Raw genomic sequence first — 14,927 nt, 5'->3', positions numbered from 1 at the left:
CGACGGGGGAGCGATGTCGAAAGAGGGGGGCGGCGCGGCCATGTGGGTGGCCGGCGCCGCGGTCGCGGTCGTCATGACGCCTTTCGTACTGTTCGTGGGCGTCAGCGGTGGCGGAACCGACCTGGGACTGGCCGGCGGGGGAGGGGCGTTGAACCCCAAGAACGTTCCCCCGCAGTACGTGCCCTGGGTGCTGAAGGCGGGCTCGATCTGCCCGCAGATCACGCCACCCGTCATCGCGGCGCAGATCGAGGCCGAGTCCGGCTGGATCAACGGCAGGACATCGCCCGTCGGTGCGCAGGGCCTGTCCCAGTTCATGCCCGGAACCTGGGTCGGCTGGGGCCGGGACGACGACGGCAACGGCCGGGTGGACCCCTTCGACCCGGGCGACGCGATCATGGCCCAGGGGCGCTACGACTGCGCCCTGGCCAGGGACGTCGAGGGCTACAAGGCGCGCGGCATAGCCAGCGGCCCCACCCTCGACCTCGCCCTCGCCGCCTACAACGCGGGACCGGGCGCCATCGAGAAGTACGGCGGCATACCCCCCTACCAGGAGACCCAGAGCTACGTCGTCGCCATCAAGAGCGCCATGGCGAAGTACACGGCGATCGGGTCCGACCCCGGCACGGGCACCATCCCCGCAGGGCAGCGGATGGCCATGCCGGTGCGCGGCAACCCGCCGGTGACCTCGCCCTACGGCATGCGCGTGCACCCGGTGACGGGCGTCACCAAGCTGCACACGGGCATGGACTTCGGCCTCGGCGAAGGCAATCCGGTGCTCGCGGCCAAGGAGGGCACCGTCACCTTCGCGGGATGGAACACTGCCTACGGAAACCGCGTCGTCATATCGCACGGCACCATCGGCGGCTCGCAGATCTCGACGACCTACAACCACATGTCCGCCCTGAACGTGGGTGTCGGTCAACAGGTCGGAGTCGGGACCGTGGTCGGGCTCGTCGGAACGACGGGCTACTCCACCGGCGCCCACCTCCACTTCGAGGTCCAACAGAACGGTGAATACGTGAACCCCGCCCCCTGGATAGGCAGATGAGCGGGCGGACCGGCGGGGAGACGATCGTCGTGCGCAGGGTTGCCGGCCTGGCACTCGCGGCGGCGGCGGGCGCCGTGCTCCTGACAGGATGCGGTCTGCGCGACCTGCGGGACGACAAGGGCGCGGGGCCGGCGGCGTCGCCGTCCGTTTCCGAGACCTTCGCCGTCAAGGCCCCGGTGCCGCCGGGCAAGCCGCTCGACGCGCAGGCGAAGGTGCAGCCCGTACCGTCGCCGGACGCCTCCGACGCGAGCGCGGTGGCGCGAGCCTGGCTGGCGACGGCCTACGGCTACGACACGGGCTATGACAACGGACCGCAGGACGCGAGACTCCGGGCCCTCCCGTACCTCACCGAGGAACAGGCGAACGCCGAGCGCGACTACCGGTCCGGCGCGGGCAGCGGCTGGGACTGGGCGACGTGGGCGGAGCACCGGGCGTGGATCACGCTGGAGATCACCCCGGACGAGGACGACCAGGGGCCGGGCGGCACATCCGGGGCTTCCTTCCTGACCTTCTACGTCGACGGCACGGCCCACGGCCGTGACGACTGGACGGGCCCGGGGCCACGGCTGACCGCCGTGGTGAAGCTGACCATGGCCGGCCCGGCCGGCTGGCGGGTCGCTGCGGTGATCGTGACACCGGCCGCGACCCCGCCCCGGGCGGTCCCGACCGGCCCCTCCTCTCCTTCTCCTTCTTCCACACCCGCACGCTGAGCAGAGCCGAGGAACCCATGCCCCTCTTCAGTCGCCGAGCCCGGCAGCCGGAGCCGGCCCCGCAGCCCGGCCCCTTGGCCCCCGTGTCCGTGGACGTACGGATCACCGGGGCCGGGTATGCGGAGGTGGCGGGCATGCCCGTCATCGCGGGCGTGGGGGAGGAGCCGCAGGACGCCGTCCTCGACTACCTCCACCGGCAGGTGCTGTCCACGGGAGCGCCGGTCCTCGCGAACGTGTGGGACGAGCGGATCGCCTTCGTCGTACGGATCCAGGTGCTGGAGGACGGCTCCAGCCGGTTCACCGCCCAGCCCGAGCCGCTTCCCGGAGCGCCGTTGGCCGTCGGCCGGCCGGCCGACACCTCCGCCGAGGAGGTACCGGAGGAGCCGGCACCGCCCGCGCCCGTCCCGCAGCCCGTTCCCGCACCGTCACCGGTCCCGCCGGCGCGGCCCGTTCCCGCACCGTCCCCCGTGCCCGCGCACCCCGTCGGCGACCTCGTCGCCGGACCCGGGGCGCGGATCCAGGAGGCGCTCCTTTCCGGGCGCATCGAGTGGGCCGCCACTCTCGCGCAGCAGAGCGTGAACGCGGCCGCCGAGCGACTCGGCTGGGAGTCGCCGGAGGTGCTGCAACTGCGCGAGCTGAACGCCTACGTCGCCTTCGTCGCAGGGGACAGCCGCCGGGCCTTTCACAGCTCCATGGAGATCGCCCGCGTCCGCAGCGGCCGCGACGACCCGCAGGCCATACAGAGCGTGCTGAACGCCGCGGCGGCCTGGATCAAGGTCACCGACCCGGCCGAGGGGATACGGATGGGGCGCGACCTGCTCGCGCTCTGGACCGCCCTGCCCGGAGCCGACGCCGCGCAGCTGGAATCGGCCCGTGCCCGCATGGCCAGGCTGGAGCAGCGGGCCGGCGCCTAGGCCCGGCCGCGGCGGCGGACGTACGCCGTGGTGGTGACCGCGGCCATGGTCAGGAGGGCCAGGGCGGCCGCTGCCAGGCCCGGGGTGAGGCCCTTCGGGGTGAAGGTGCAGGAGACCTTGTCGGTGCCCGGGGTGAGGGGGACCGAGACCAGGCCGTGGAAGGCGCGCTGCGGGGCCGAGCACTGCCAACCCGGGACGGCCGTCATGGCGAAGACGGCGGTGCCGGTGGAGCCGGGCGGGAGGGTGGCCTCGATGCTGTGGCCGCCCGCCGAGACGGAGGTGGCGCCGGTGGCGGTGAGCCGGCGGACGGTCGCGTCGAGGCCGTCGCGGTCCAGGCAGCCGACGGGGTGGGCGCCGGCCGTGGCGTTCTTGGTCCGGGTGTTCACGGTGACCTCGACACGGCCCGACGGCGGTACCTGGCCCAGGGGGACGACCCCGCTCATGCGGTCCTCCAGGCGGCGCTGGACGCCGTTGCCGTGCAGGGTGCCGTAGAGCGCGGGTGAGTACCAGTAGGCCTCGGAGCCGGGGGTGCACTGGGCCGCGTACGTCTGGGCGGTGGCGGTGCCCCCGGCGGTGACCTCCGGGACCCGGTAGACGGCGGCGCCCAGGACGTTCTCCTGGTGGGCGTAGACGCTGTCCGCCGGGTTGGGGGAGGTGAACGCCGCGGAGGGGCGGACGGTGACCAGCGGGGGAGCGGGGAACTTCGAGCCGGTCCAGCTGCCCGGGGCGGCGCCCGGGCGGACCCGCGCACCGATCGAGAAGATCGCGTCGAGCACCGGGTTGTCGGCGCCGAAGAAGGTGCGGCCGTCGTTCTTGTAGCCGTAGCCGAGGGGCTCCAGCGCCTCGTAGGTGGCCTGCGGCAGGTAGCTGCTGTAGTACTGCGGGCCCTCCGCCTGGAGGGCCAGGGCGTCGTTGTACGAGGTCTGCGGCGCGCCGGAGTCCGTCCGGTAGGCGGGCCAACCGTCCACGCCCCGGACGGCCTCGAAGTGGTCGGTGATGGACCGGTTCGAGGTGACGGCCGGCTTCGCCCAGCTCTCGCGGGCCCGCCGGGCATCGGCGTTGGCCGCCGCCACGGTGGACTCGGCGAAGACGACGGCGACCATCAGGACGGCGGCGACGGGCACGAGGAAGCGCCGCTTGTCGCCCAGCGAGAGCAGGACCAGGGCCAGCAGCGACAGGGCCCCGCCGCCGAGCACCGCGGGCCAGGTCCAGCCGCCGAAGTCGTTGGTGTGGCGGAGCACGAAGGTGGCGAGCACCAGCAGACCGGCCGAGAGCGCCAGGTGCAGCGGGCGCGGCCGGTTGGCCAGCGCCAGCCAGGCCAGGACGACGACCATCGCGCTGAACACGAAGGCCTCGCGGTACGGGTTGCCGTTCGGCACGGCCAGGCCGTGCCAGACGAACTGGGTCGGCGGGAACTGGAACGAGGCCACCACCAGCAGGGTCGCGGCGGCCCACACCAGGCGGACGCGCCGGGCCACGGCGGTGTTGAAGAGGAACGAGCCGGCCAGGATCAGCCCCAGCGAGGCCACGTACAGCCGGGGCCGGCCGCCCCACAGGTGGGTCGCCGGCAGCATCCCGGTGAGGAAGACCTCGATGCGGACGGGGTCGAACGCCGCCGCCTTCGTGGGCTGGGCGGAGCCGCTGGAGAGGAACGACGGCAGCAGCAACGGCAGGGTCAGCATGATGCCCACGCAGGCCGCCGAGGCGGCCCTGCCCACGGCCCGCAGCCGCTGGGCGCCGGTCAGGTCGAGGGTGACCAGACGGACGGCGAGCAGGACGCAGGCCGCCATCGTGGCCATCATCGCGGTGTAGAAGTTCCCGTACCAGGCGAGCGCCACCAGCAGCGCCACCCCGGGCCAGCGGCGGCCCTCCAGACACCATTCGACGGCGATGCCGAGCATCGGCAGCGCCACCATCCCCCACAGCCACATCGGGATGTACGAGGCGTCGCTCAGCGCCCACCCGCACAGCCCGTACGTGGCGCCGAGCACGCCCCGCTGCCACCAGGGGCCGGGCTGGAGCTTGCCGAGGTAGACCGTCATCAGGGCCGCGGCGGTGCCCATCGTGATCGGGGTGATCACGAAGACGGCCAGGTCCACGTGGGCGCGCGGGACGAGGACGGCCAGCCAGGAGAACGGGTTGCCGAGGTAGGTGTAGTAGTCGGACAGGAACTGTTGTCCGAAGCCCCCGCGCCAGGTGAACAGGACGTCGCCGGCGGCCTGGCCGTGGACCAGGTCCCACAGGGCGCGGTGGAAGGGCACGTACTGGTTGGCCTGGTCGTTCAGGGCCCGTCCGGGGCCCCCGAAGGGGAAGCTGCCGCGGGCGAGCCAGGCCGCGCAGAAGGCGCCCGAGGTGACGAGGAAGGCGAGGAGGGGCCCGTAGAGGCGGGAGAGCCGTCCCGGGCGCCGTGGCGAGGGGGCCGGGGCGCCGTCAGGGGGCGGACTGCCCGCCGTCGTCGGCTCCGAGGTGACCGTCCCCAATGTCCTGCTCCTGGCTCTCGTACGTTTTCGGCTGACTCGCTGCGATTCGATGGCAGTCTAGTTGGCCGCCCTACCACGTCGGAGCGGGGTCCGCGCGGCCGGCCCGGTCGAAAGGGCCTTCGCCCGTGCGGCGCCTGAGCTGCGGAGCCCCGGCGGGGGTGGGGTCGAGGCCCATGTTTTGACCGGAGTGGATGCGGTGGGTACGCTCAGACCTTGTGCCTGGGGTGTGCCTGGGCTCCCGTGCGTGTCCATCAACCGCATGCGAGCTCGTCTTTCGGCCACCGCGATCCATGCGTTTCCGTGCTTGCACGGAGGTCCGCCGGATCCGACACACCCGACCGCGTGGGTCGGCAACGTTCCAGGTTAGCTCCACTACACGGCACACAGAAACCGGAGAAGTAGTGCCTACGATCCAGCAGCTGGTCCGGAAGGGCCGGCAGGACAAGGTCGAGAAGACAAAGACCCCCGCGCTTGAGGCTTCGCCCCAGCGTCGCGGCGTCTGCACGCGAGTGTTCACGACCACCCCGAAGAAGCCGAACTCGGCGCTCCGTAAGGTCGCGCGTGTGCGTCTGACCTCCGGCATCGAGGTCACGGCCTACATTCCGGGCGAGGGACACAACCTGCAGGAGCACTCCATCGTGCTCGTGCGTGGTGGCCGTGTGAAGGACCTGCCGGGTGTTCGTTACAAGATCATCCGCGGTGCGCTTGACACCCAGGCTGTCAAGAACCGCAAGCAGGCCCGCAGCCGCTACGGCGCCAAGAAGGAGAAGTAAGAATGCCTCGTAAGGGCCCCGCCCCGAAGCGCCCGGTCATCATCGACCCGGTCTACGCATCTCCTCTGGTGACGTCGCTCATCAACAAGATCCTCCTGAACGGCAAGCGCTCCACCGCCGAGCGCATCGTTTACGGCGCCATGGAAGGCCTCCGCGAGAAGACCGGCGCTGACCCGGTCATCACGCTGAAGCGCGCGCTGGAGAACGTCAAGCCGTCGCTTGAGGTCAAGTCCCGCCGTGTCGGTGGAGCCACCTACCAGGTGCCGATCGAGGTCAAGCCCGGTCGTGCGGCCACCCTCTCGCTGCGTTGGATCGTGGGTTACTCCCGCGCCCGTCGCGAGAAGACCATGACCGAGCGCCTCATGAACGAGCTCCTCGACGCCTCGAACGGCCTCGGTGCGGCCGTCAAGAAGCGTGAAGACACGCACAAGATGGCCGAGTCCAACAAGGCCTTCGCGCACTACCGCTGGTAGTCCCACCCCACATCGAGACCGAGAGAAGACCGAAGCCTTATGGCTACCACTTCGCTTGACCTGGCCAAGGTCCGCAACATCGGGATCATGGCCCACATCGACGCGGGCAAGACGACCACCACCGAGCGCATCCTGTTCTACACCGGTGTGTCTTACAAGATCGGTGAAGTCCACGACGGCGCCGCCACGATGGACTGGATGGAGCAGGAGCAGGAGCGTGGTATCACCATCACGTCTGCCGCTACGACCTGCCACTGGCCCCTCGAAGACGTTGACCACACGATCAACATCATCGACACCCCGGGTCACGTCGACTTCACCGTCGAGGTGGAGCGTTCGCTCCGCGTCCTCGACGGCGCCGTCACCGTCTTCGACGGTGTCGCCGGTGTGGAGCCGCAGTCCGAGACGGTCTGGCGTCAGGCCGACCGTTACGGCGTGCCCCGCATCTGCTTCGTCAACAAGCTCGACCGCACCGGTGCCGAGTTCCACCGTTGTGTCGACATGATCAAGGACCGCCTCGGTGCGGTTCCGATCGTCATGCAGCTCCCCATCGGCGCCGAGATGGACTTCCAGGGTGTAGTCGACCTGGTCACCATGAAGGCGTTCGTCTGGTCCGCCGAGGCGACCAAGGGCGAGATGTACGACATCGTCGACATCCCGGAGACCCACCAGGAAGCCGCTGAAGAGTGGCACGCCAAGCTGGTGGAGCAGGTCGCCGAGAACGACGACCAGATCATGGAGCTGTTCCTCGAGGGCATCGAGCCCACCATCGAGCAGCTGCACGAAGCGGTCCGTCGCATCATCATCGGTTCCGGCAAGGGCACGGGCGCCACGATCACCGCGGTGTTCTGTGGCACGGCGTTCAAGAACAAGGGCGTTCAGCCCCTGCTCGACGCCGTCGTCCGTTACCTCCCCTCGCCCCTGGACATCGAGGCCATCGAAGGCCACGACGTCAAGGACGCCGAGCTGGTCGTGAAGCGCAAGCCCTCGGACGAGGAGCCCCTTTCGGCGCTCGCGTTCAAGATCATGCGTGACCCGCACCTCGGCAAGCTCACCTTCGTCCGGGTTTACTCGGGCCGCCTGGAGGCCGGCACTGCGGTGCTGAACTCCGTCAAGGGCAAGAAGGAGCGCATCGGCAAGATCTACCGCATGCACGCGAACAAGCGTGAGGAGATCGCCGCGGTGGGCGCCGGTGACATCGTCGCCGTCATGGGTCTGAAGCAGACCACCACCGGTGAGACGCTGTGTGACGACAAGGCCCCCGTGATCCTGGAGTCCATGGACTTCCCGGCTCCGGTCATCCAGGTCGCCATCGAGCCCAAGTCCAAGGGTGACCAGGAGAAGCTGGGTGTCGCCATCCAGAGTCTCGCGGAGGAGGACCCCTCCTTCCACGTTCACTCGGACGAGGAGACCGGCCAGACCATTCTCGGCGGCATGGGCGAACTGCACCTTGAGGTGCTGGTCGACCGCATGAAGCGCGAGTTCAAGGTCGAGGCCAACGTCGGCAAGCCGCAGGTCGCCTACCGCGAGACGATCCGCCAGACGGTGGAGCGTCACGACTACACCCACAAGAAGCAGACCGGTGGTACCGGTCAGTTCGCCAAGGTGCAGATCGCGATCGAGCCGATCCTCGAGGCCGACGGTCCGGCGTACGAGTTCGTGAACAAGGTCACCGGTGGCCGCATCCCGAGGGAGTACATCCCCTCGGTCGACGCGGGCGCTCAGGAAGCCATGCAGTTCGGCATCCTGGCCGGCTACGAGATGACTGGCGTCCGCGTCATCCTTCTCGACGGTGGCTACCACGAGGTCGACTCCTCGGAGCTCGCCTTCAAGATCGCCGGTTCGCAGGCCTTCAAGGAGGCCGCGCGCAAGGCGTCCCCCGTACTGCTCGAGCCGATGATGTCCGTCGAGGTCACCACGCCCGAGGAGTCCATGGGCGACGTGATCGGCGACATCAACTCCCGCCGTGGCCAGATCCAGGCCATGGAGGAGCGTCACGGTGCGCGTCTCGTGAAGGGCCTCGTGCCGCTTTCGGAGATGTTCGGCTACGTCGGAGACCTCCGCAGCAAGACCTCGGGTCGCGCCAGCTACTCGATGCAGTTCGACTCCTACGCCGAGGTTCCCCGGAACGTCGCTGAGGAGATCATCGCGAAGGCCAAGGGCGAGTAACTCTTCCGAGTACACGCTTTAGGCTTGTCACCGGAGCCTCTGGGGCAACAGGAGTAACACTCTCGTTGCCCCGGGGGAACCGGCTATCCAGCAAAGATCACCTGGCGCCGCTGATTCAAGGCGTACAGAACCACTCTCAGGAGGACCCCCGTGGCGAAGGCGAAGTTCGAGCGGACTAAGCCGCACGTCAACATCGGCACCATCGGTCACATTGACCACGGTAAGACGACCCTCACGGCCGCCATTACCAAGGTGCTGCACGACAAGTACCCGGACCTGAACGCGGCTTCGGCCTTCGATCAGATCGACAAGGCTCCTGAGGAGCGCCAGCGCGGTATCACCATCTCGATCGCGCACGTCGAGTACCAGACCGAGGCGCGTCACTACGCCCACGTCGACTGCCCGGGTCACGCGGACTACATCAAGAACATGATCACCGGTGCCGCGCAGATGGACGGTGCCATCCTCGTGGTCGCCGCCACTGACGGCCCGATGCCGCAGACCAAGGAGCACGTGCTCCTGGCCCGCCAGGTCGGCGTTCCGTACATCGTCGTCGCCCTGAACAAGGCCGACATGGTGGACGACGAGGAGATCCTGGAGCTCGTCGAGCTCGAGGTTCGTGAGCTCCTCTCCGAGTACGACTTCCCGGGCGACGACCTGCCGGTCGTCCAGGTCTCCGCGCTGAAGGCGCTCGAGGGCGACAAGGAGTGGGGTGACAAGCTCCTCGGCCTGATGGACGCCGTGGACGAGGCCATCCCGACCCCGCCGCGTGACACCGAGAAGCCCTTCCTGATGCCCGTCGAGGACGTCTTCACGATCACCGGTCGTGGCACCGTCGTCACCGGTCGCATCGAGCGTGGTGTCCTGAAGGTCAACGAGACCGTTGACATCATCGGCATCAAGAAGGAAAAGACCACCACCACGGTCACCGGCATCGAGATGTTCCGCAAGCTGCTCGACGAGGGCCAGGCGGGCGAGAACGTCGGTCTGCTCCTCCGTGGCATCAAGCGCGAGGACGTCGAGCGCGGCCAGGTCATCATCAAGCCGGGTTCGGTCACGCCGCACACCCAGTTCGAGGCCGCCGCGTACATCCTGTCGAAGGACGAGGGTGGCCGTCACACCCCGTTCTTCAACAACTACCGCCCGCAGTTCTACTTCCGTACCACGGACGTAACGGGCGTCGTGACCCTCCCCGAGGGCACCGAGATGGTCATGCCCGGTGACAACACCGACATGACGGTCGACCTCATCCAGCCCGTCGCGATGGAAGAGGGCCTGAAGTTCGCCATCCGTGAGGGTGGTCGTACCGTGGGCGCCGGCCAGGTCACCAAGATCAACGTCTGATCGTTGTTCTGACCCGGTCGCCCGCGTGAGCGGGCACCATGTTCGACCGAGGGGCCCCTTCCCTCCGCTCCGGCGGTGGGGGAGGGGCCCTTTGTCGTACCCCCGGCGCGGACGTGTACATGCCCTGTGAGACGCTCCGCTGCGATCGCTTGATCGTTTGGGAACGGGCACGTGTTCAGGGTGGGGAAGCATGGGACAGCGGGACGACGGGGGGCCGACCATCTCCGACGAGGAGTGGGCGCGGTTCAGCGAGCAGGTGGGACGGGAGGCCGCGCAGGCGCCCAAGGAGCCGTCCGCGCGGGCGCGGATGGTGACGGAGCGGCTCCGCCGGGAGGACGAGGAACGCACGCGGGCCGCTCGGCGCGGGCCGTTCGGACGCCGCCGGGGGCGGGCGGCCGTACCGCACGAGCCGCCGGGATGGCGGACCGGGCCGGAGTGGCAGGAGCGGACGGCGCGCGGCCGGGCGAAGCGGCGGCTCAAGGCGGGGGTGGCGGTGGTCTTCATCGCCGGCCTGGCTCTGGTGGCCGTACGGCCGGAGTTGGTGATCGACCGGATGACGGGCAAGGCCGGGGCCCGTGAGGAGGCCGCGAAGGCGGCGCCGCTGCCCGCGGAGTCCGTACGTCCGACCGCGGCCCCGCCGGACGTGTACCCGGACCGGCCGACCCTGAAGGAGCCCTTCCGCGGCTCGCCGGCGCTCCAGTGGGCGGACGGCGCCGCCGGCATCGAGGTCCCGGAGGCGGAGTCCGTCGGCGGGGCGCCGCAGGAGGAGATCGCGGACGCGCTGGTGAAGGCCAAGCAGTTCCTGGTCGCGGCCAACCTCGACCCGGCCGTGCTGCGCGGGGAGCGGCCGACGTCCGCGCTGGCCCTGCTGGACCCGCGCGACGACCGGACGCCGGGGGAGGTGGCCGTCTCGTACGACCGGCCCAGCGCGGAGCACGATCCCCTGACCCTGTTCACCCGGTACGACCCGGCGGAGCTGAGGCCCGTGGGCGACGTGGTCAAGGTGCGGGGCCGGATGTGGGTGGAGACGGGTGCGGAACCCGGACAGGCCTCGGTGAAGGCGGACTACACCTTCGTGTATCCGTTCGTGAAGGTGACGGGCAACCAGGAGGACGTCGCGCGGACCATCGTGCGCCGCGAGCTGACCTTCACCGTGTTCGACCCGAGCCGGTGGCAGAGGACGCAGGGCAAGCTGTGGCTGTTCCACTACCGGCCGGACATCAGCAACACGACCTGCGACCGCGGCGACGGGTACCTGCACCCGTCGTTCTTCTCGGACCCGGCGGGGGCGAACGGACCGGAACCCTCCGGAACCCCGGTCGACCCGTACGACCGGACCAAGACCATCGGGGAGTTGCCGCAGGAGGGCTGTCTCCTGGCGTCCCGTACCTGACCAGGCAGGGGACCCCGTCGGGCAAACGCGTGCCACAGTTTGACGTGCCCGCCCGGCGGGGTATTGTCTTCGCCCCGATTGGCCAGGTACGTGTCTCGTATGGCAGACTACTCAAGTTGCTCGGATGAGTGCCGATGCTGTGCGCCTCCCGCCGGGAGGACCGGAAGCAAGTCCCACAGTACTCGTCGTCCTTAATCTGCCTTTCGGGGCAGCAATGAGGACGGACGTACGGGAATCTTCTGGGAAGTGTCAGCAAGGTGTTCACCAGGCACTCGGTGGGTGTTTCTCCCCCGATGCGCGGTCAGGGACCGCATCCCCTTGGACGAGGGAATTTCCGTATGGGAATTTTCTGTAGAGGGAGTGCGACACGCCCGACCGCGTGGGTCGGAGAAGAGACTGCGGGAGCGATCCCGCGGCCGATCGGGAGCCAGAGCGTTCCACTTACAGACAGGACTACGGAGTAGCCATGGCGGGACAGAAGATCCGCATCCGGCTCAAGGCCTACGACCACGAGGTCATCGATTCGTCGGCGAAGAAGATCGTCGAGACGGTGACGCGCACTGGTGCGTCGGTCGCGGGCCCGGTGCCGCTGCCCACTGAGAAGAACGTGTACTGCGTCATCAAGTCGCCGCACAAGTACAAGGACTCGCGCGAGCACTTCGAGATGCGCACGCACAAGCGCCTGATCGACATCCTCGACCCGACCCCCAAGACCGTTGACTCGCTGATGCGCCTGGACCTTCCGGCCGGCGTTGACATCGAGATCAAGCTCTGAGAGGCGTCGAGAAGATGGCAAAGCAGATCAAGGGCGTCCTGGGCGAGAAGCTCGGCATGACCCAGGTCTGGGACGAGAACAACCGTGTCGTCCCGGTCACCGTGGTCAAGGCCGGACCCTGCGTCGTTACCCAGGTCCGTAAGAACGACATCGACGGCTACGAGTCGGTCCAGATCGCCTTCGGCGAGATCGACCCGCGCAAGGTGAACAAGCCCCTCAAGGGCCACTTCGCCAAGGCCGACGTGACCCCCCGCCGCCACCTGGTGGAGCTCCGCACCTCCGACGCCGGCGAGTACACGCTCGGCCAGGAGATCACTGCCGCTGTGTTCGAGTCGGGCGTCAAGGTTGACGTCACGGGCAACAGCAAGGGCAAGGGCTTCGCCGGTGTCATGAAGCGTCACAACTTCAAGGGTCTCGGCGCCGGTCACGGTGTCCAGCGCAAGCACCGCTCCCCCGGTTCGATCGGTGGCTGTGCCACCCCTGGGCGTGTCTTCAAGGGCATGCGCATGGCCGGTCGTATGGGCAACGAGCGTGTCACCACCCAGAACCTGACCATCCACGCGGTTGACGCGGAGAAGGGTCTGCTCCTCATCAAGGGTGCGGTCCCCGGTCCGAACGGCGGCCTCGTCCTGGTCCGTACCGCGGCCAAGGGGGCTTGAGGTAATGAGCACCATTGACATCCTTTCGCCGGCAGGCGACAAGGCCGGTACCGTCGAGCTCCCCGCGGAGATCTTCGACGCCAAGACCAGCGTTCCGCTGATCCACCAGGTCGTTGTCGCTCAGCTGGCTGCTGCCCGTCAGGGCACGCACAAGACCAAGCGTCGTGGCGAAGTCCGTGGTGGTGGCCGCAAGCCGTACCGCCAGAAGGGCACCGGCCGCGCTCGCCAGGGTTCCACCCGCGCTCCGCAGTTCGTCGGAGGTGGCGTCGTACACGGCCCGCAGCCGCGTGACTACTCGCAGCGGACCCCGAAGAAGATGAAGGCCGCCGCTCTCCGCGGTGCCCTCTCGGACCGTGCGCGTCACTCCCGCATCCACATCGTCACCGGTGTGGTCGAGGGTGCCGCCTCCACGAAGGCCGCCAAGACGCTGTTCGGCAAGATCTCGGAGCGCAAGAACCTGCTCCTGGTCGTCGACCGCGCCGACGAGGCCGCGTGGCTGTCCGCCCGCAACCTGCCCCAGGTGCACATCCTGGAGCCGGGCCAGCTGAACACGTACGACGTGATCGTCTCTGACGACGTGGTCTTCACTCAGGCCGCGTTCGAGTCCTTCGTGTCTGGCCCCAAGGCCGACGAGACCGAAGGGAGCGACGCCTGATGTCTGAGGCGACCGTTACCAGCAAGACCTTCTTCGACCCGCGCGACCTGCTGATCAAGCCGGTTGTCTCGGAGAAGAGCTACGCGCTTCTGGACGAGAACAAGTACACGTTCATCGTCGCGCCCGGCGCCAACAAGACCCAGATCAAGCAGGCCGTGGAAGCGGTCTTCTCGGTCAAGGTCACCGGGGTCAACACGATCAACCGGCAGGGTAAGCGCAAGCGCACCAAGACCGGTTTCGGCAAGCGCGCGGACACCAAGCGCGCCATCGTGACCCTTGCCGAGGGCAACCGTATCGACATCTTCGGCGGCCAGGCCTCCTAACGGAGGTCTAGTCGTCCGGAATCGGACGAGGACTGAGAAATGGGTATCCGCAAGTACAAGCCGACGACCCCGGGCCGTCGTGGCTCCAGCGTCGCCGACTTTGTCGAGATCACGCGGTCCACGCCGGAGAAGTCGCTGGTTCGCCCCCTGCACAGCAAGGGCGGCCGTAACAACACCGGTCGGATCACCGTTCGCCACCAGGGTGGTGGACACAAGCGCGCCTACCGCGTGATCGACTTCCGTCGTCACGACAAGGACGGCGTGCCGGCCAAGGTCGCGCACATCGAATACGACCCCAACCGCACCGCGCGCATCGCGCTCCTGCACTACGCCGACGGCGAGAAGCGCTACATCATCGCGCCGAAGGCTCTGAAGCAGGGCGACCGGATTGAGAACGGCCCCACGGCCGACATCAAGCCCGGTAACAACCTGGCACTCCGCAACATCCCGGTCGGTACCACGATCCACGCGATCGAGCTCCGTCCCGGTGGCGGCGCCAAGTTCGCCCGCTCGGCTGGTGCCTCTGTGCAGCTGCTTGCGAAGGAGGGCACCATGGCCCACCTCCGCATGCCGTCCGGCGAGATCCGTCTCGTCGACGCCCGCTGCCGCGCCACGGTCGGCGAGGTCGGCAATGCCGAGCAGTCGAACATCAACTGGGGCAAGGCCGGCCGTATGCGCTGGAAGGGCGTTCGCCCCTCCGTCCGCGGTGTCGCGATGAACCCGGTTGACCACCCGCACGGTGGTGGTGAGGGCAAGACCAGTGGTGGTCGCCACCCGGTCTCCCCGTGGGGTCAGAAGGAGGGTCGTACTCGCTCGCCGAAGAAGGCTTCGAGCAAGTACATCGTCCGCCGCCGCAAGACGAACAAGAAGCGCTAGGAGCGGGTTTAGATGCCGCGCAGTCTCAAGAAGGGGCCCTTCGTCGACGACCACCTCGTAAAGAAGGTGGACGTCCAGAACGAAGCCGGCACCAAGAACGTCATCAAGACCTGGTCCCGTCGCTCGATGATCATCCCCAGCATGCTGGGTCACACCATCGCGGTGCACAACGGCAAGACCCACGTCCCGGTGTTCGTCACCGAGTCGATGGTCGGCCACAAGCTCGGCGAGTTCTCGCCGACTCGCACCTTCCGCGGCCACGTCAAGGACGACCGGAAGTCGAAGCGCCGCTAAAGGCGGGGTGGTTACGACTATGACTTACACCGAAGGGACAA

Annotated in this window: 15 protein-coding genes; 14 read left to right on the top strand and 1 reads right to left on the bottom strand. The window is 68.5% G+C overall.

The window, feature by feature from the left end; translation table 11 throughout:
* The first annotated feature begins 13 nt into the window (after nucleotides 1-13).
* Genes ACIOD1_RS03955 through ACIOD1_RS03945 form a run of 3 tightly spaced genes read left to right on the top strand, consistent with a single transcriptional unit; the run spans nucleotide 14 to nucleotide 2,672 of the window.
* Complete coding sequence (locus ACIOD1_RS03955) at nucleotides 14-1,048, top strand: peptidoglycan DD-metalloendopeptidase family protein (RefSeq protein WP_401899969.1); 1,035 nt, start codon at nucleotides 14-16, stop codon at nucleotides 1,046-1,048.
* Complete coding sequence (locus ACIOD1_RS03950; protein WP_401899967.1) at nucleotides 1,045-1,758, top strand: hypothetical protein; 714 nt, start codon at nucleotides 1,045-1,047, stop codon at nucleotides 1,756-1,758. Before ACIOD1_RS03955 ends, ACIOD1_RS03950 begins: the two co-directional genes overlap by 4 nt.
* A 17-nt stretch (nucleotides 1,759-1,775) precedes the next feature.
* Nucleotides 1,776-2,672 (top strand): hypothetical protein, encoded by an 897-nt coding sequence (locus ACIOD1_RS03945; protein ID WP_401899966.1) that lies wholly within the window; start codon nucleotides 1,776-1,778, stop codon nucleotides 2,670-2,672.
* On the opposite strand, the gene ACIOD1_RS03940 is transcribed toward ACIOD1_RS03945, so the two are convergent.
* Nucleotides 2,669-5,152: a YfhO family protein gene (locus ACIOD1_RS03940; RefSeq protein ID WP_401899964.1), complete on the bottom strand. Its 2,484-nt coding sequence runs from the start codon at nucleotides 5,150-5,152 to the stop codon at nucleotides 2,669-2,671. The two genes, ACIOD1_RS03945 and ACIOD1_RS03940, sit on opposite strands and share 4 nt — an antisense overlap.
* Before the next feature lie 401 nt (nucleotides 5,153-5,553).
* On the opposite strand from ACIOD1_RS03940, the gene rpsL reads away from it, so the two are divergent.
* From rpsL to rpsS, 11 genes are all read left to right on the top strand, one after another.
* Nucleotides 5,554-5,925 (top strand): 30S ribosomal protein S12, encoded by a 372-nt coding sequence (rpsL, locus tag ACIOD1_RS03935; RefSeq protein ID WP_007265893.1) that lies wholly within the window; start codon nucleotides 5,554-5,556, stop codon nucleotides 5,923-5,925.
* Between the two features lie 2 nt (nucleotides 5,926-5,927).
* Nucleotides 5,928-6,398, top strand: a complete 471-nt coding sequence (gene rpsG / locus ACIOD1_RS03930) for a 30S ribosomal protein S7 (RefSeq protein ID WP_330298073.1) — start codon at nucleotides 5,928-5,930, stop codon at nucleotides 6,396-6,398.
* 39 nt (nucleotides 6,399-6,437) lie between these two features.
* Nucleotides 6,438-8,567, top strand: a complete 2,130-nt coding sequence (gene fusA / locus ACIOD1_RS03925) for an elongation factor G (RefSeq protein WP_365621707.1) — start codon at nucleotides 6,438-6,440, stop codon at nucleotides 8,565-8,567.
* A 150-nt stretch (nucleotides 8,568-8,717) separates the two neighbouring features.
* Nucleotides 8,718-9,911 carry an elongation factor Tu gene (gene tuf, locus ACIOD1_RS03920; RefSeq protein ID WP_365621710.1) on the top strand — a complete coding sequence of 398 codons (1,194 nt, stop codon included), beginning with the start codon at nucleotides 8,718-8,720 and terminating at the stop codon, nucleotides 9,909-9,911.
* Between the two features lie 190 nt (nucleotides 9,912-10,101).
* Nucleotides 10,102-11,304 (top strand): hypothetical protein, encoded by a 1,203-nt coding sequence (locus tag ACIOD1_RS03915; protein ID WP_401899961.1) that lies wholly within the window; start codon nucleotides 10,102-10,104, stop codon nucleotides 11,302-11,304.
* 466 nt (nucleotides 11,305-11,770) lie between these two features.
* Nucleotides 11,771-12,079 carry a 30S ribosomal protein S10 gene (gene rpsJ, locus ACIOD1_RS03910; protein WP_003948644.1) on the top strand — a complete coding sequence of 103 codons (309 nt, stop codon included), beginning with the start codon at nucleotides 11,771-11,773 and terminating at the stop codon, nucleotides 12,077-12,079.
* 14 nt (nucleotides 12,080-12,093) lie between these two features.
* Nucleotides 12,094-12,738 (top strand): 50S ribosomal protein L3, encoded by a 645-nt coding sequence (rplC, locus tag ACIOD1_RS03905; RefSeq protein WP_053682621.1) that lies wholly within the window; start codon nucleotides 12,094-12,096, stop codon nucleotides 12,736-12,738.
* A 4-nt stretch (nucleotides 12,739-12,742) separates the two neighbouring features.
* The gene (gene rplD / locus ACIOD1_RS03900; protein WP_365621716.1) at nucleotides 12,743-13,393 is read left to right on the top strand and encodes a 50S ribosomal protein L4; all 651 of its coding nucleotides are present in this window, start codon (nucleotides 12,743-12,745) and stop codon (nucleotides 13,391-13,393) included.
* The gene (rplW, locus tag ACIOD1_RS03895; RefSeq protein WP_365621719.1) at nucleotides 13,393-13,716 is read left to right on the top strand and encodes a 50S ribosomal protein L23; all 324 of its coding nucleotides are present in this window, start codon (nucleotides 13,393-13,395) and stop codon (nucleotides 13,714-13,716) included. The genes rplD and rplW overlap by 1 nt, the downstream gene beginning before the upstream one ends.
* Nucleotides 13,717-13,755: 39 nt before the next feature.
* Nucleotides 13,756-14,592 (top strand): 50S ribosomal protein L2, encoded by an 837-nt coding sequence (gene rplB / locus ACIOD1_RS03890; RefSeq protein ID WP_008739715.1) that lies wholly within the window; start codon nucleotides 13,756-13,758, stop codon nucleotides 14,590-14,592.
* A gap of 12 nt (nucleotides 14,593-14,604) precedes the next feature.
* Nucleotides 14,605-14,886 carry a 30S ribosomal protein S19 gene (gene rpsS, locus ACIOD1_RS03885; RefSeq protein ID WP_008739713.1) on the top strand — a complete coding sequence of 94 codons (282 nt, stop codon included), beginning with the start codon at nucleotides 14,605-14,607 and terminating at the stop codon, nucleotides 14,884-14,886.
* The last annotated feature ends 41 nt before the right edge of the window (nucleotides 14,887-14,927 follow it).

The organism is Streptomyces sp. NPDC088097, assembly GCF_044741845.1.
Classification (GTDB): domain Bacteria; phylum Actinomycetota; class Actinomycetes; order Streptomycetales; family Streptomycetaceae; genus Streptomyces.
The sequence above is the reverse complement of the archived record's forward strand: the minus strand, read 5'-3'. Positions and strand labels throughout refer to the sequence as shown.

Coding starts and splice junctions, on each gene's coding strand:
- ACIOD1_RS03955 (WP_401899969.1), top strand. CDS start 14: ATGTCGAAAGAGGGGGGCGGCGCGGCCATGTGGGTGGCCGGCGCCGCG.
- ACIOD1_RS03950 (WP_401899967.1), top strand. CDS start 1,045: ATGAGCGGGCGGACCGGCGGGGAGACGATCGTCGTGCGCAGGGTTGCC.
- ACIOD1_RS03945 (WP_401899966.1), top strand. CDS start 1,776: ATGCCCCTCTTCAGTCGCCGAGCCCGGCAGCCGGAGCCGGCCCCGCAG.
- rpsG (WP_330298073.1), top strand. CDS start 5,928: ATGCCTCGTAAGGGCCCCGCCCCGAAGCGCCCGGTCATCATCGACCCG.
- fusA (WP_365621707.1), top strand. CDS start 6,438: ATGGCTACCACTTCGCTTGACCTGGCCAAGGTCCGCAACATCGGGATC.
- ACIOD1_RS03915 (WP_401899961.1), top strand. CDS start 10,102: ATGGGACAGCGGGACGACGGGGGGCCGACCATCTCCGACGAGGAGTGG.
- rpsJ (WP_003948644.1), top strand. CDS start 11,771: ATGGCGGGACAGAAGATCCGCATCCGGCTCAAGGCCTACGACCACGAG.
- rplC (WP_053682621.1), top strand. CDS start 12,094: ATGGCAAAGCAGATCAAGGGCGTCCTGGGCGAGAAGCTCGGCATGACC.
- rplD (WP_365621716.1), top strand. CDS start 12,743: ATGAGCACCATTGACATCCTTTCGCCGGCAGGCGACAAGGCCGGTACC.
- rplW (WP_365621719.1), top strand. CDS start 13,393: ATGTCTGAGGCGACCGTTACCAGCAAGACCTTCTTCGACCCGCGCGAC.
- rplB (WP_008739715.1), top strand. CDS start 13,756: ATGGGTATCCGCAAGTACAAGCCGACGACCCCGGGCCGTCGTGGCTCC.
- rpsS (WP_008739713.1), top strand. CDS start 14,605: ATGCCGCGCAGTCTCAAGAAGGGGCCCTTCGTCGACGACCACCTCGTA.